This is a genomic window from Paracoccus haeundaensis, from assembly GCF_006239215.1.
Classification (GTDB): Bacteria; Pseudomonadota; Alphaproteobacteria; order Rhodobacterales; family Rhodobacteraceae; genus Paracoccus; species Paracoccus marcusii.
The window spans coordinates 74,756-87,750 of sequence record NZ_VDDC01000012.1 but is presented as its reverse complement, the minus strand read 5'-3'; the positions used below and the strand labels follow the sequence as shown (position 1 = coordinate 87,750).

The following is a 12,995-nucleotide window of genomic DNA, read 5'->3' as shown; positions in this document are numbered from 1 at the left end:
CCCTTTCACGTCCTGGCAGAGGCCGGCGTCGCATTGCGCCGGTATTGGGTTGTGCCTGTCGCGGCGAACAGGCCCGCGGCCGGACCGTCCAGCCGTTCCGAATGACCGATGAACAGCGCGCCGCCCTCGTTCAGGGCGCCACCGAAGCGCAGCCACAGGCGCTGGCGCGCGGCACTGTCGAAATAGATCGCGGTGTTGCGGCAGAAGATTACGTCGAACCTGCCGGAAAATGGCCAGTCGTCATGCAGGTTCAGTTCGCCGAACCGCATGATGCGCCGGACTTCAGGTTTGGCCTCGAAGCCCGCGGCGTGGGGCTGGAAATACCGCTTGACTTGGGCGGGGGGGACCGGTGCCAGTGCATCGGATGCAAAGCGGCCCTGCTGGGCGCGGTCCACCATCTCGGGGTCGATGTCGGTGGCCAGGATCAGAACGTCATGCTGCGCCGCGTCGGGAAACGCGTCCAGCAGCGTCACGGCCATCGAATAGGGCTCCTCGCCCGAGGAGGAGGCCGCTGACCACAGCCGCAGCCGCCGTCCGGCGCGGGCCTGGGCGATCAGCGGGGGCAGGACCTCCTGCGCCAAGGCCTGGAAATGGTGACCCTCACGGAAGAAGGCCGTGACGTTCGTCGTGATGGCCGACAGCAGGTGGCGGCGTTCCTGCGGTCCGTCAGGCCCTTCCAGACGGTCGCAATAGGCACCGTAATCGGGCAGCGTCAGGACCCGCAGGCGGCGGTTCAGGCGCGCCATCAGCAGGCTGCGCTTGGATTCCGACAGGATGATGCCGCTGTCCTGATGCACGATCGCGGCAATCTTGCGGAATTGTCCATCGGTCAGAACCGGCCCCGCGGGGGTGGGGACCGAAAGGGGTGCTGTTCTCACGCGTCGACCCCGTGGGCCGCGGGCAGCAGCTGCGCCAGGTCGATCTTGCGCAGGATGCGGCCGTCCTCCAGCGTGATCATGCCGACGATGAACTCGCGCGCGGGGTTCGACGCAATGTCGGGTACCGCCTGGATGTGATCGTCGTTGATGGGCAGGATGTCGGACACCAGGTCCGCCAGCAGCCCCACGATCCGCCCGGCATGCATCGCGATGATGACGACATGGCGGTGGGACGGCGTCGCGGCGCCAAAGCCGAGCCGCGCCGACAGGTCGACGACCGTCACGACCGATCCGCGCAGGTTGATCACGCCTTTGACGTAGTCGGGCGCGTGGGGCAGCATGGTCGTTGGGGTCCAGCCACGAATTTCGCGGACCAGCCCGATGTCGATGCAGAAGTCCTGGTCGGCCAGCTTGAAGGCCACGACGTCGCTTTTGCCGACGGAATTATGCGAGATGGATTGCAGCATGCGTCACCCGTTCGATGCCATGGCGGCCATGCGGCGGCCCTGGTCGTTGGACATGGAAAGAAGGATTTCTTCGGGATCGATGATCAGGGCGATCTTTCCGTCGCCCAGGATCGTGGCGGCCGACACGCCCGGCACGCGGCCATAGTTCTGCTCCAGGCTTTTGATCACCACCTGCCGCTGATCGAAGATCGCGTCGACCCGGAAGGCTGCGCGCCTGCGGCTGTCGGTCTCGACCACGATCAGCACGCCGGTGTCGGGACCCTCCGCGGGCCGGGTGACGCCGAAGCTGGTGCACAGGTCGATGATCGGGATCAGCTCTCCGCGATTGGACAGCAGCTGCGATCCGTGGCCCACGCCGTGCAGCATCGTGTTCTCGGGGCGCAGGGTTTCCTGGACCGCGGTGATCGGCAGGACCATCGTCTGGTCGCCCAGCTGGATCAGCATCCCCTCGACGACCGCCAGCGTCAGCGGCAGCGCGATCGAGAAGGTCGTGCCCTGACCCTCGGTCGACTGGATCATCACGCGGCCGCCCAGGTTCATGATCTCGCGGCGCACCACGTCCAGGCCGACGCCGCGACCGGACAGGGCCGACACCTCGTCCTTGGAGGAAAAGCCTGGCAGGAACAGCAGCTGATCGATCTCGGCGGGCGACAGGTTGGCGCCGGGCGCGATCAGGCCGCGATCCTCGGCGATCTGGCGCACCTTGGCGCGGTTGATGCCGCCGCCATCGTCCGACACCTCGATCTGAACGCGACCGGACCGATGGGCGGCCGACAGGGTGATCGTGCCTTCCTGAGGCTTGCCGCGACGCTGGCGCGTCACGCTATCCTCCAGCCCATGATCGACCGAGTTGCGGATCATGTGCGTCAGCGGTTCGACCAGGCGTTCGATCATGGTCTTGTCGACCTCGGTCTGCTCGCCGATGGTGATCATGCGGACGGGCTTGCCGGTGGCGTCAGCCGCCTCGCGCAGGATGCGGTGCATGCGCTGGAACACCAGCTTCAGCGGTTGCGCCCGGATCGCCATCACGCTTTCCTGGATGTCGCTTGCCAATTGCCGGATCGCATCCAGGCCGGCGACGACGTCGGGCTGTTCGTGCAGGCCCGCCGTCTGGATCACCTGGGAAAGCATCGCCTCCTTGATGACCAGTTCGCCGATCATGTTCATCAGGCGATCGACCCGGTCCAGCGCCACGCGGATGGTCGGTGCGGCCTGGGCGCTGTCCTGTTGCTGGACCGCACGCGGCGGGGCGGAGGTGGGGGCATCGCGGACGATCTGGGCGGCGGGGGCGATGTCGGCAGGCGCGGCTGCGGGTTCGGGGGTGGGCGCGGGCAGGTCGTCCTCGGTCAGCGGGCGGACCGTCAGCGCGCAGCAATCCTCGACGAACTCGAACACGGACATGACATCGGGCTGGCTTGCCGCGCCGGTCAGGCGGACCTGCCACGACAGCGCGGGCTGTTCGGGCGACCAGTCCTCCAGCATAGCGACCGCGTCGCAGTCCAGGTGGACGTCCGCATCGCCCAGCTTGCGCAGGGCGTTCAGAAGGGCCATCGGATCGTTGCCCGAACGGTACAGCTGAAAGGTGGGCGTCATCTGGACCAGCAGGCCCGACGCCGGCGGCGGGACCGGATCGAAGGACAGCGGCATGTCGAAGTCCAGCGAGATCGGCGTGAACTCGAACGCGGTCTCCTCGGGGGTTTCCGTGTCGATCAGGGCCGCCAGTTCGGTCATCAGCCCGTCGACCTGGGCCTGATCGGTATCGCGGCCCGACCGGGCGCTGGCGACCAGATCCGTCAGGCAGTCCGAACAGCGGTGCAGCAGCGCCATGATCTGGGGCGTCACATCCAGCCGGTCCGACCGGACCAGGTCCAGGACAGTCTCGAAGCGGTGGGCAAAGGTGACCAGCGTGGTCAGGCCGAAGGCGGCGGCGCCCCCCTTGACCGAATGCACGGCACGGAACACGGCATGCACCGTTTCCACGTCGAAGCCGGGCTGCTCGATCTGGCGCAGGCCGGTGGCCAGCACCTCCAGCAGCTCGTCGCATTCGACGAAGAACATGTCGCGGAATTCGTCCATGTCAGCCATCGTCAGCGCCCCAGGACCTTGTCGATGACGGCGATCAGACGCTCATCCTCGAAGGGTTTCACGATCCAGCCGGTGGCCCCCGCGCTGCGGGCGCGTGCCTTCAGGTCGGCGCCGCTTTCGGTGGTCAGGACCAGGATGGGCACGTCCGCATAGGCGCCGGTCGCGCGGACGTTCTCGATCAGGCCGAAGCCGTCCATGCGCGGCATGTTGATGTCGGTGATGATCAGATGCGGATCGGCCTCGCTCAGCGCGCCGACGCCGTCCACGCCGTCCACGGCCAGGAACACGTCAAAGCCCGCATTGCGCAGGGCCTTGGACACAAGCGCGCGGATTGTCGGCGAATCGTCGACCGCCAGGATACGGGTCGTCATGCGGTTCCCCCGGTTTGAAGAAGCTGGACCGAGGCGCCGACAGCCTGGATCGTGGTCAGAAACGGGTCCGAGGCGTCACGGATCGACAGCGTCTTGCCGTCGGCCTGCCACTGCTTGCGCGCTGCGATCAGCAGTTCGACCGCAAGGGTGCCCATGCGCGCGACCCCGGACGCATCCAGGACCGCATCCGCGCCCCGATGGTCCAGCAGGGTGCGGGCAAAGGCAGAGACGGCCTTGCGGTCGAACGTCTCGGGCAGGGGCAGGGCATGCATCTCAACTACCTCGTATTGTCGTCGGCGTCCCCATCGCTAACAGCCATGAGTTAAGGAACCATTGCTGCCATGGATTAATTTCGCGTCCGGCAAGTCTCTCACGGGAAACGATATTTTAATCTTTCCCGGCGATGGTCCCCTGACCCATCCAGGAGTGTCCCTGTGTCGAATCCGGTCCTGTTGATCGTTGACCCGAACCCCGCCCGCCTGACCGCCCTGCTGCGCCGATGCGAGGAACAGGGCGGTGTGACCGTGCTGGGCGCCACCACGCCCGGCGAGGCCTATGTGCTGATCGAACTGCACCTGCCGCGCCGCGTGGCCGTGGCCGCCGAATTCGCCGAATCGATCGAATTCGACGCATTGGCGGACATCCTGACAATGATCGACGCGGGCGTGGTCATCTATGGTCAGATGCGTGTGCCGGCGAGCGGATATCCGGTGATGTCCAGCCCGGAACAGATGCTGTCGCGCCTGTTCGGTGGGCTTCAGCCCGCCCGCGCCGCACCGATCCGTGCCGCAGACCCCGTACCACCCACGGACGCGGCGGCCGGGCTGATCCTGCTGGGCGCCTCGACCGGCGGAATCACCGCGTTGGAGGCCGTGCTGGCCGGATTTCGCGCCGACTGTCCACCGACGATGATCGTGCAGCATATTCGCCCGGGCTTTGCCGAAGGGCTGATCCGCCGGCTGGATCAACTGCTGGCGCCGCAGGTCGTGGCGGCCCAGGACAACATGCCCCTGCGACGGGGCGTCGTCTATCTGGCCGCCGCGCCTGACAGGCATCTGGGCGTGACCCTGCGGGGCGGACCCCGCGCGCGTCTGTCCGCGACCCCGCCCGTATCCGGGCACCGTCCGTCCGTGGACGTGCTGTTCTCCGACGGTGCGGCGATTGCCGATCGTCTGGACATCCGTGCCGCGCTGCTGACGGGGATGGGGGCCGACGGTGCGCAGGGGCTGTGCGCGCTGCGTCGGGCAGGGGCGCACACGATCGCCCAGGACCGTGCCACATCCGTCGTCTGGGGCATGCCGCGCGTCGCGGTGGAGCTGGGCGGTGCGGTCGACGTGCTGCCCCTCACGCGCATCGGCCAGACGCTTTTGACGCGGGAACCCGCCCGCCTGCGGAGGCTGTCATGATCCGCGATGCCGCGACGCGCGTCATCCATGTCGTTCAGGGCGAACATGCCATCAGCGACGATCCTGACGCGATCCTGACCACCGTCCTGGGGTCCTGCGTGTCGGCCTGCATCATGGATGCGGACCGGGGTATCGGCGGGCTGAACCACTTTCTGCTGCCCGATGCGGGGCCGGGCGGCCCCGACATCCGCTATGCCGCCGCCGCAATGGAAGTTCTGGTGAACGGGCTGATGCGCCGCGGCGCCGTGCGCAGCCGCCTGCGCGCCAAGCTGTTCGGCGGCGCACGGATGATGGCCGGCCTGCCCGACATCGGCCAGCGCAATGCCGACGCCGCCCGCCGCTTCCTGCAGGACGAGGGCATTCCGCTGATCGCCAGCGACCTCTGCGGCACGCAGGCGCGGCGCATCCGGTTCTGGCCCGTCATCGGTCGGGTGCAGCTGCACCTGCTGGGCGAGGCCCGCGCACCCGTTCGCGAACAGCCGATGCCGCAGCGTGGCGGCGACGTCGAACTTTTCTGACCAACCTCCGCCGACAGCCGCGGCCCAACTGACACATCGACCCGCGATGCGCCCTCGTGGCGCCTCGCCATCCCCGTTCCGGAGAAAGACATGATGATGAAGAATACCCGCATCGCGACGCGCATCGCGGCAGGCTTTGGCCTGATCCTGCTGATGCTGGCGGTGCTTGCCGGCTTTACCTGGAACCGGATGGACCGGTTGCAGGCCATCGACGCCCAGGCCCATGATGCCGAGGTGCTTGCGCTGGCAGCGGCGGACATCAATTTCGGCGTGGCCCAGGCCGGTCTGGCGCTGGACGATTTCATGGTTTCGGCCTCGGATGCGGATCGTCAGCGGGTGCAGGACGGCATGACCTCGGTCATGGTGCTGGCGGAAAAGGCGCAGGCCCTGGGTAGCCCGCATGCAGGGGCCTTGGTCGCGCTGAAGGAGCGGCATGTGACCGAGGCCGAACAGCTGTTCGACAGCTTCCAGCCGCTGTCTGCGCTGACGGCACAGATGCGCGAGCTGGGCATCACACACCGCCGCAACATGGAACAGCTGCAGACCCTGTACCAGCAGCGTGGTGATCGCGATGCGGCTTATGCCGCGCTGCAGGCCGCCAACGAATTCCTGGTTGCGCGCGTGCGCATCGACCGCTTTCTGGAAGGCAGCGCCGTGAAGGATTTCGACGACGCGGCCGCGCCCTTCCAAAGGTCACGGCAGGCCTTGTCCGATCTGCAGCCCCGGGTGATGGGCGATGACGCGCGCACGCTACTGGCGACCACGCTGTCCGGTATCGCCGAATACTGGTCGATGGCGCAGCAGAGCCGGACGCTGGAGCTGGTCGTGCGCGACCATCTGGCGACGCTGTCGCTGACCGAGATCGAGGTCCTGGCCGCCGTCGAACGGATCCGCGACGACGCCATGTCCAGCCTTGCCCGGCTGGAGGAGGAGGCAGCGGCGGTGATGGATGCCACGGTGATGTCACTGCTGGCAGGGGTCGCGGCCACGATCGTGATCGGCGCAGTCATTGCCGCATGGATCTCGCGTGATCTGGGGCGTCGCCTGGCGGTGACGGTCGACCAGACCAACCGGTTGGCGCGGGGCGATCTGGACGTCGAGATCCGCGGAACCGAGGGTCGCAACGAGCTGGCACAGCTGGCCCAGGCCCTGGCGATCTTTCGCCAGAACGCGGTCGAGGCGCGCACCTTGGCCGACGAGGCCCGCCGCCTTGAGAACGAGGCTGCCGCCGCCCGCGATATCGAGGCCCGCCAGCAGGCCCGGGTCGTGCGCGACATCGGTGCCGGGCTGAATAGGCTGGCGCAGGGGGACCTGACACAGCAGATCCCGAACCCGCCGTCGGACCCGTTCCCGGCCGGCTATGACGGGCTGAGAGAGGCGTTCAACAGCGTCGTGTCGAACCTGACCGGCACCATCAACCGCATCACCGACGTCGCCGATCAGGTCCGGGGTGGCGCAAGCGAGATCACCTCGGCCGCGCAGGACCTGGCCTCCCGGGCCGAGACGCAGGCCGCTACGCTGGAGCAGTCCGCTGCGGCCCTGAACCAGATGAACGCCAGCGTCACCTCGACCGCCGAACGCGCGCGTAATGCCGAGCAGGCCAGCCGTCAGAACCGCGACATCGCCGAAACCAGCGCCGAGGTCGTGCGCGACGCCGTGACCGCCATGCGCGGAATCGAGGCGTCGTCCGACCAGATCACCCGCATCATCGGTGTCATCGATGACATCGCGTTCCAGACCAACCTGTTGGCGCTGAACGCGGGCGTCGAGGCTGCCCGTGCCGGAGAGGCCGGCCGCGGCTTTGCGGTCGTCGCTTCAGAGGTGCGGGGCCTTGCACAGCGCGCCTCGGATTCCGCGCGGGAGATCAAGTCGCTGATTTCGCAGTCCGCATCGCAGGTCAAGGCGGGGTCCGCCCTTGTGGGGCGGACGGGCGACAGCCTTGGTCAGATCCTGTCCAAGGCGCACGAGGTGTCGGAACAGATCACCGCGATCTCGCTTGCGGCCAACGAACAGGCGATCGGCCTGGCCGAGGTGAACACGGGCGTGAACCAGCTGGATCAGGTGACCCAGCAGAACGCCGCCGTGGCCGAACAGGCCAACGCCGCCGCCGCATCGCTGCAGCAGCGGTCCGAGGATCTGATCCGCGAGATTGCCGGGTTCCGGATCGGCAGCCGCACCAGCCGGCCCGAGGTGGTCCCTACACGTGCATCGGCGCCGCTTCCCGTGGTCGAACCGGTCCCCCTGCGTGTCGTAGGTGGCCGCGGCGAAGGCCAGATGTTCGAGTTCTAACCGAAGCGACCTGCACCATGTCCGACCCGCGCCGATCCTGTCGGCGCGGGTTTCGCATTGCGGCCATGCCCAAGTGCCTTTCCGGCACGGCCCCGATCGGCTAGATCAGGACCGGGTTACGCAGAATGGGACATCGGCATGCTGCCTTGGGTGCAACTGGCCAGCGCGATCGCGCCGGATGGCGACACGCTGCGGCTGATGCGGCGGGGCGACGAATTCTCGATCAGGCTGCAGGGCGGAAACGAGCTGATGAATAGCCGCTTGGGTAGGTCCGAGGAGGCTTTGGCGACGCTTGCGCTGGACCGGCTGGCCGACCGGCCCGCGCCGCGGGTGCTGATCGGCGGGTTGGGTATGGGGTTCACCCTGCGCGCGGCCCAGGCCGTGGCCAGCCCCCAGGCCCGGCTGATCGTGGCCGAGATCGTGCCCGAACTGGTCGGATGGGCGACGCAGCACATGGCGGCGGTCTTTGGCGGCTGCCTGTCCGACCCGCGGGTTCAGGTGCGGATCGGCGATGTCGGCGCGCAGATCCGTCAGGCCACGACGGCGTTCGACGCGATCCTGCTGGATGTCGACAACGGTCCCGACGGGCTGACGCGGACCGGGAACGATGCGCTGTACGGGACGGCCGGTCTGCAGGCGGCGCGGCGCGCGCTGTCGCCCGGCGGCGTGCTGGCCGTTTGGTCGGCAGAGCCGGACGCCGCGTTCGAACGACGCCTGGCCGGGTGCGGCTTTGCCGTCAGCACGCATGGGGTGCGCGCCGGCGGGTCGGGCCGCGGATCGCGGCACGTGATCTGGATCGGCGTGCGGCGGGATGACTGAACCGCGCGCCCTGTTGGGGCGCGCGGCGCAAGGTTAGACGGCCTGACGGTAGGTCTGCTGATGCAGCTGCGGGCGCGGGGCCGCCATCGTGAAGCTGCTGACGATGCGTGTCAGGTCCTTGACCTCTGCGTTCAGCAGGGTGCTGGTGGCGTTGGCTTCCTCGACCATCGCGGCGTTCTGCTGGGTCACGTCGTCCAGGTACCGGACCGCGCTGTTGATCTCGGAGATGCTCGACGACTGGCGTTGGGCGGTGGAGGACATCTCGGTCACGATCCCCTCGATCTCGTTGAAGACAAGGATGATGTCGGACAGCGCCTGGTGCGTCGCGCCGACCAGCGACACGCCATGTGTCGTCTGCTGGACGCTGCGGTCGATCAGGGTCTGGATGGTGCGCACCGCCTCGGCCGATCGTTGGGCCAGGGCGCGGACCTCGGCGGCGACGACGGCAAAGCCGCGGCCGGCCTCACCGGCGCGGGCGGCCTCGACGCCGGCGTTCAGGGCCAGCAGGTTGGTCTGGAAGGCGATCTCGCTGATCACGCCGATGATCTGGCCCATCTCTCCGGCGCTGGAGGAGACGTCGTCCATCGCGGTGCGTGTCTGATCCATGATCTGGCTGCCATGCGCGGCGACCTGGCGGGCGCGGGCCGCCATCTCCTCCGCCTGGCGGCTGCGCGTGGCTGAATCGCGCACGGCCTCGGTCATCTCGTTCAGCGCGGCGGCGGTTTCCTCCAGGCTGGCCGCCTGCTGTTCGGTGCGGCGCGCAAGATCGTCGGAGGCCGCCGCGATCTCGCCGGTGCCGTTGCCGATCTGGCCGGCGGAATGGCGCACCGATCCGATGATGCTGGCAAGCTGTTCGACCGTTTCGTTGAAGCGGGTGCGGGCCGACAGTTCCGGGTCCAGCCGGGTGGTCAGATCGCCTTCGGCCAGACGGCCAAGGGCGCCCGACAGGGCCTCGAAGGCACGTTGCTGGGCATCCTCGACCTCTTTGCGGCGACCGTCGATCTGGTCCAGATAGGTCGAGATCGACAGGTCGATGTCCAGCAGGGACGCCCGCATCAGGACCGAGATGTCATCGGCCAGGCGCTTGCGGCTGGCGGCGGTCCAGGCGCGGCGTTCGCCCAGCATGTCGCGGATCACATAGTCCAGCACAAGGCCATAGCCACCGATGTACCAGCGCGGCTCCAGCCCGATCCGTGCATGCACCGCGCCGATGCGGCGGACCGACAGCGCATAGTCGGCGCCGAACTCTCCGGATGCGATACGGGCCCAGTGCTGGGCCTGGCTGCTTCTGGCGCGCTCGGTATGGGCATTGTCGGTGAAATATCGGCGCAGGACGGGGGTCGCCGCGATCTTGGTGTAGAATTCGGACAGGGCCGGGCCAACGCTGGCCGCGATCCGGGGGGCCAGGGCCTTGAGCCGGGCCTGCGCCGGGGCGTCCAGGCCCAAAAAGTCCAGCCTGTCCTGCAGGTGGATCGTGTCGTGGGAATCGGGGTGTGTCACCGCTTGATCCTTTCGCATGGCAAAGGCGGACAAGCGCAGCAATAGACCCCGCGCGTTAAGGAACGCTGAATACCGGACAGGGCGGTTCAAAAATATCACGGGGGATAAGGTGCAGGATTCTGTTGCCAGGCTCCTGCGGGCCCCGCCTTACGCTGCTAGGCGCAAGGGCTTAGGTTTCGATCTTGCGGACTGCTTACGCAGCCAGCGCGACCGGAGCACGGTTGTCATTGGCAACTGTACGTTTTGCACCGATAACGGTAGTAGCTCACCGAGACAAAGCATAACCCCTTTAGACGTTCGTCGATCCTGTTTCGGCCCCATTCGCCCCCAATGAAGGGTTGTTTGGTGGAGCCGCCGGGTACCGCCCCCGGGTCCGATCCGCTTATTACGAGCGCGTTTATGTCCATAGTCGGAATTGCTTCCGACAGGACCGATATAGGTCATCGGCACGGATGCGGCAAGGGGTCGGAACCCCGGGCCTTGGGTGCGGGTTTGACCGCAGACCCACAACCGGAGAGAACGATGACCTTCCGCACCCTGACCGCCGCCGCCCTGATCCTGTCGCCCACCGCGCTGATGGCGCAGGAGGCCATGCGCGGTGCCCCGCCGGCCGATGCGATGGCCCTGTCCGAGATCGTCGCCAAGATGGAGACGGACCTGTCCGCAGAGCTGGGCTATATCGAGGATATCCAGTGGGACGACGATGGCTATTACGAGGTCGAATACCGCACCCAGGACAACCGCGAGGTCGAGATGCGCGTCGATCCGACGACCGGCGAAGCGATGGCGCGCTGATTGCGCCATCCAGAATGCGAACGGGCGGCCCTTGCGGCCGCCCGTTTCGTTTTGTGCGTCAGGCCACTTTGGCCAAGGGTTGCGCGGTCTGTTCGATCAGCGCGTCATGCAGGGCCTTGATGCCGGGCGCCAGCGCCGTGCGTTCCAGGATGAACTGCACGTCCACCGGCCGCGGTCCCTGTGTTGCCCCGATCGCCTCCAGCCCCGCGGCCGCCAGCGCGTTCAGACCGCGGCTGAGCACCGCCAGGCCCTCTAGGTCGCGGCCCACGGCCGAGGCCATGGCCACCGCCCGCGACGACACCTGTGCCGAGGGATAGCGTTCGGCCAGGTCCTTTTCCACGCGGCGCAGCACCTTGAGGCTGCTGTCGACATAATGCGTGATCGTGTTGGCGTTGGACACCTTGCTGACGATGCGCACGCGGTGGCGGGTCAGCACCTCCAAGATGAACGCGTCATAGCCCTTGGCGCCGACCATGTCCTGTTCGAACAGTTCCAGCGCAAAGACGTTCAGGCCTGTCACGATCTCCACCGCCGGGGTGGGGGCGGGCTGGTCGTCGATCAGCGTGCCGGGATCATGCGGCTCGAACGCGTTGGTCACGCGCAGGGGGACGCCGGACTGGCGCAGGGTCTTGGCGGCCTTGGGGTGGATCGCCTCCATTCCCAGGTTCGACAGCTGGTCGGCCACGTCATAGTTCGTGCGACCCAGCTTGCGCACCGCATCCGCCCCGACCAGGTTCGGGTCGGCCGAGGACAGGTGGAATTCCTTGTGGATGATCGCCTCGCGGGCGCCGGTCAGTGCCGCCAGCCTTGAAAACGTCACCTCGGAATAGCCGCGGTCGAATTCGCGCATCAGCCCCTCGGTGCACTGGGCGTATCCCGTGACGATGGGCATTTCGGTCGTGGGATCGACGCCGGCCATCGCGCCGGTGATTCGCTCCTCCAGCGTGACCTGTTCCGTGTCGCGCCATCCCGACAGGTCGACGAACCGTGCCTGGATGCCCACGCGCTGCAGCATCAGGGTGGTGACGAAGGCGGAATGCGCCTCTCCCAGTCCCGACAGCAGTTCACGCGTGTGCAGCATGTGTTCCTCCAGCCGGAAATGGCCATAGGAGCACAGGCGCTGCAGGTCGATCAGGCAGTTGCGCGCCCCGACCAGCCGGTCGCGGACAAAGGCGTCGGCGCGTTCCAGGTCACCGGGATGATCCAGAACCGCCCGATGCGCCTCGATCATCGCCTCGCTGGCACGGTCTAGCGCGGCCAGCCAGCCGTGATCGCCGTCGCCCGACGCGAAGGCGGCGTAAACGCCCGGCTCTCCGGACTTCTTGTGTTCCAAAAGCAGGTTCGTGATGCCGCCAAAGGCCGACACCACGAAGATCCGGCCATAGGGCGCGTCGCGGTCGGCGATCAGCACCGTGTCGCGCAGCTCGTGCACGCGCGACATCGACGTGCCGCCGATCTTCTCGACCGTATGACCCATCACGCGGTCTCGGCAGGGGCGTAGCTGCCGTCCTCCTGATGCACCTCGGTCCCGGTGACGGGCGGGTTGAAGCAGCAGGCCATGACCAGCGTCTCCTCGGCCCGCAGGATGTGCTTGTCATGCAGGTTCAGCGCATACATCACGCCGGGCGTGATCTCATGCGTCTCGCCGGTGCCCAGATCGGTGATCGAGCCCTTGCCCTGCATGCAGAACACGCTTTCGAAATGGTGCTTGTAGTGGAACTGGTGCTCCGATCCGGCCTGCAGCGTGGTGATGTGGAACGAAAAGCCCATCCCGTCATCGGCCAGCAGCATCCGGACCGAATTCCATTGCGCATCCGACACCGAACGGTCGGTGTCCTTCAGTTTGTTGAAATCACGTACGATCATG

The 12,995-nt window shown here is 67.2% G+C and carries 13 protein-coding genes and 1 other RNA gene; 5 read left to right on the top strand and 9 right to left on the bottom strand.

Going from position 1 to position 12,995, the window contains the following annotated elements:
• Positions 1-5 precede the first annotated feature (5 nt).
• The 5 genes from FHD67_RS07745 to FHD67_RS07725 are packed head-to-tail and all read right to left on the bottom strand — an operon-like array spanning position 6 to position 4,073.
• Positions 6-878, bottom strand: coding sequence for a CheR family methyltransferase (locus tag FHD67_RS07745; RefSeq protein ID WP_246071260.1), 873 nt, complete (start codon positions 876-878; stop codon positions 6-8).
• A complete protein-coding gene (locus FHD67_RS07740) occupies positions 875-1,345 on the bottom strand; it encodes a chemotaxis protein CheW (protein ID WP_042250654.1) in 471 nt (156 codons plus the stop codon). The genes FHD67_RS07745 and FHD67_RS07740 overlap by 4 nt, the downstream gene beginning before the upstream one ends.
• A gap of 3 nt (positions 1,346-1,348) precedes the next feature.
• Entirely contained in the window at positions 1,349-3,430 is a 2,082-nt protein-coding gene (locus tag FHD67_RS07735; protein ID WP_139598361.1) for a chemotaxis protein CheA, read from the bottom strand.
• A 2-nt stretch (positions 3,431-3,432) separates the two neighbouring features.
• Positions 3,433-3,801 carry a response regulator gene (locus FHD67_RS07730; RefSeq protein WP_127898852.1) on the bottom strand — a complete coding sequence of 123 codons (369 nt, stop codon included), beginning with the start codon at positions 3,799-3,801 and terminating at the stop codon, positions 3,433-3,435.
• Positions 3,798-4,073 (bottom strand): STAS domain-containing protein, encoded by a 276-nt coding sequence (locus FHD67_RS07725; RefSeq protein ID WP_139598360.1) that lies wholly within the window; start codon positions 4,071-4,073, stop codon positions 3,798-3,800. The genes FHD67_RS07730 and FHD67_RS07725 overlap by 4 nt, the downstream gene beginning before the upstream one ends.
• A 162-nt stretch (positions 4,074-4,235) precedes the next feature.
• Here FHD67_RS07725 and FHD67_RS07720 point away from each other — a divergent pair, with 162 nt between their 5' ends.
• The 4 genes from FHD67_RS07720 to FHD67_RS07705 all read left to right on the top strand — a co-directional run bounded on the left by FHD67_RS07720 (position 4,236) and on the right by FHD67_RS07705 (position 8,833).
• A complete protein-coding gene (locus FHD67_RS07720; protein WP_139598359.1) occupies positions 4,236-5,207 on the top strand; it encodes a CheB methylesterase domain-containing protein in 972 nt (323 codons plus the stop codon).
• Positions 5,204-5,725, top strand: a complete 522-nt coding sequence (locus FHD67_RS07715; RefSeq protein ID WP_127898850.1) for a chemotaxis protein CheD — start codon at positions 5,204-5,206, stop codon at positions 5,723-5,725. Before FHD67_RS07720 ends, FHD67_RS07715 begins: the two co-directional genes overlap by 4 nt.
• Before the next feature lie 90 nt (positions 5,726-5,815).
• Positions 5,816-8,014: a methyl-accepting chemotaxis protein gene (locus tag FHD67_RS20895; RefSeq protein WP_246071259.1), complete on the top strand. Its 2,199-nt coding sequence runs from the start codon at positions 5,816-5,818 to the stop codon at positions 8,012-8,014.
• A 138-nt stretch (positions 8,015-8,152) separates the two neighbouring features.
• On the top strand, positions 8,153-8,833 hold the full coding sequence (locus tag FHD67_RS07705) for a spermidine synthase (RefSeq protein WP_139598358.1): 681 nt from the start codon (positions 8,153-8,155) through the stop codon (positions 8,831-8,833).
• Between the two features lie 33 nt (positions 8,834-8,866).
• Here FHD67_RS07705 and FHD67_RS07700 read toward each other — a convergent pair whose 3' ends face one another.
• The gene (locus FHD67_RS07700) at positions 8,867-10,333 is read right to left on the bottom strand and encodes a methyl-accepting chemotaxis protein (protein WP_246071258.1); all 1,467 of its coding nucleotides are present in this window, start codon (positions 10,331-10,333) and stop codon (positions 8,867-8,869) included.
• 108 nt (positions 10,334-10,441) lie between these two features.
• Positions 10,442-10,798: a transfer-messenger RNA gene (ssrA, locus tag FHD67_RS07695) on the bottom strand.
• Positions 10,799-10,855: 57 nt separating this feature from the next.
• On the opposite strand from ssrA, the gene FHD67_RS07690 reads away from it, so the two are divergent.
• Entirely contained in the window at positions 10,856-11,128 is a 273-nt protein-coding gene (locus tag FHD67_RS07690; RefSeq protein WP_084693624.1) for a PepSY domain-containing protein, read from the top strand.
• A gap of 58 nt (positions 11,129-11,186) precedes the next feature.
• On the opposite strand, the gene FHD67_RS07685 is transcribed toward FHD67_RS07690, so the two are convergent.
• On the bottom strand, positions 11,187-12,605 hold the full coding sequence (locus FHD67_RS07685; protein WP_139598394.1) for an aspartate kinase: 1,419 nt from the start codon (positions 12,603-12,605) through the stop codon (positions 11,187-11,189).
• Positions 12,605-12,994 (bottom strand): ectoine synthase, encoded by a 390-nt coding sequence (locus FHD67_RS07680; RefSeq protein ID WP_127898845.1) that lies wholly within the window; start codon positions 12,992-12,994, stop codon positions 12,605-12,607. Before FHD67_RS07680 ends, FHD67_RS07685 begins: the two co-directional genes overlap by 1 nt.
• Position 12,995: the final 1 nt, after the last annotated feature.

Bases quoted from the DNA above. Each gene is read 5' to 3' on its own strand.
- FHD67_RS07740 (WP_042250654.1), bottom strand. From the start codon at position 1,345: ATGCTGCAATCCATCTCGCATAATTCCGTCGGCAAAAGCGACGTCGTG.
- FHD67_RS07735 (WP_139598361.1), bottom strand. From the start codon at position 3,430: ATGGCTGACATGGACGAATTCCGCGACATGTTCTTCGTCGAATGCGAC.
- FHD67_RS07730 (WP_127898852.1), bottom strand. From the start codon at position 3,801: ATGACGACCCGTATCCTGGCGGTCGACGATTCGCCGACAATCCGCGCG.
- FHD67_RS07725 (WP_139598360.1), bottom strand. From the start codon at position 4,073: ATGCATGCCCTGCCCCTGCCCGAGACGTTCGACCGCAAGGCCGTCTCT.
- FHD67_RS07715 (WP_127898850.1), top strand. From the start codon at position 5,204: ATGATCCGCGATGCCGCGACGCGCGTCATCCATGTCGTTCAGGGCGAA.
- FHD67_RS20895 (WP_246071259.1), top strand. From the start codon at position 5,816: ATGATGATGAAGAATACCCGCATCGCGACGCGCATCGCGGCAGGCTTT.
- FHD67_RS07705 (WP_139598358.1), top strand. From the start codon at position 8,153: ATGCTGCCTTGGGTGCAACTGGCCAGCGCGATCGCGCCGGATGGCGAC.
- FHD67_RS07690 (WP_084693624.1), top strand. From the start codon at position 10,856: ATGACCTTCCGCACCCTGACCGCCGCCGCCCTGATCCTGTCGCCCACC.
- FHD67_RS07685 (WP_139598394.1), bottom strand. From the start codon at position 12,605: ATGGGTCATACGGTCGAGAAGATCGGCGGCACGTCGATGTCGCGCGTG.
- FHD67_RS07680 (WP_127898845.1), bottom strand. From the start codon at position 12,994: ATGATCGTACGTGATTTCAACAAACTGAAGGACACCGACCGTTCGGTG.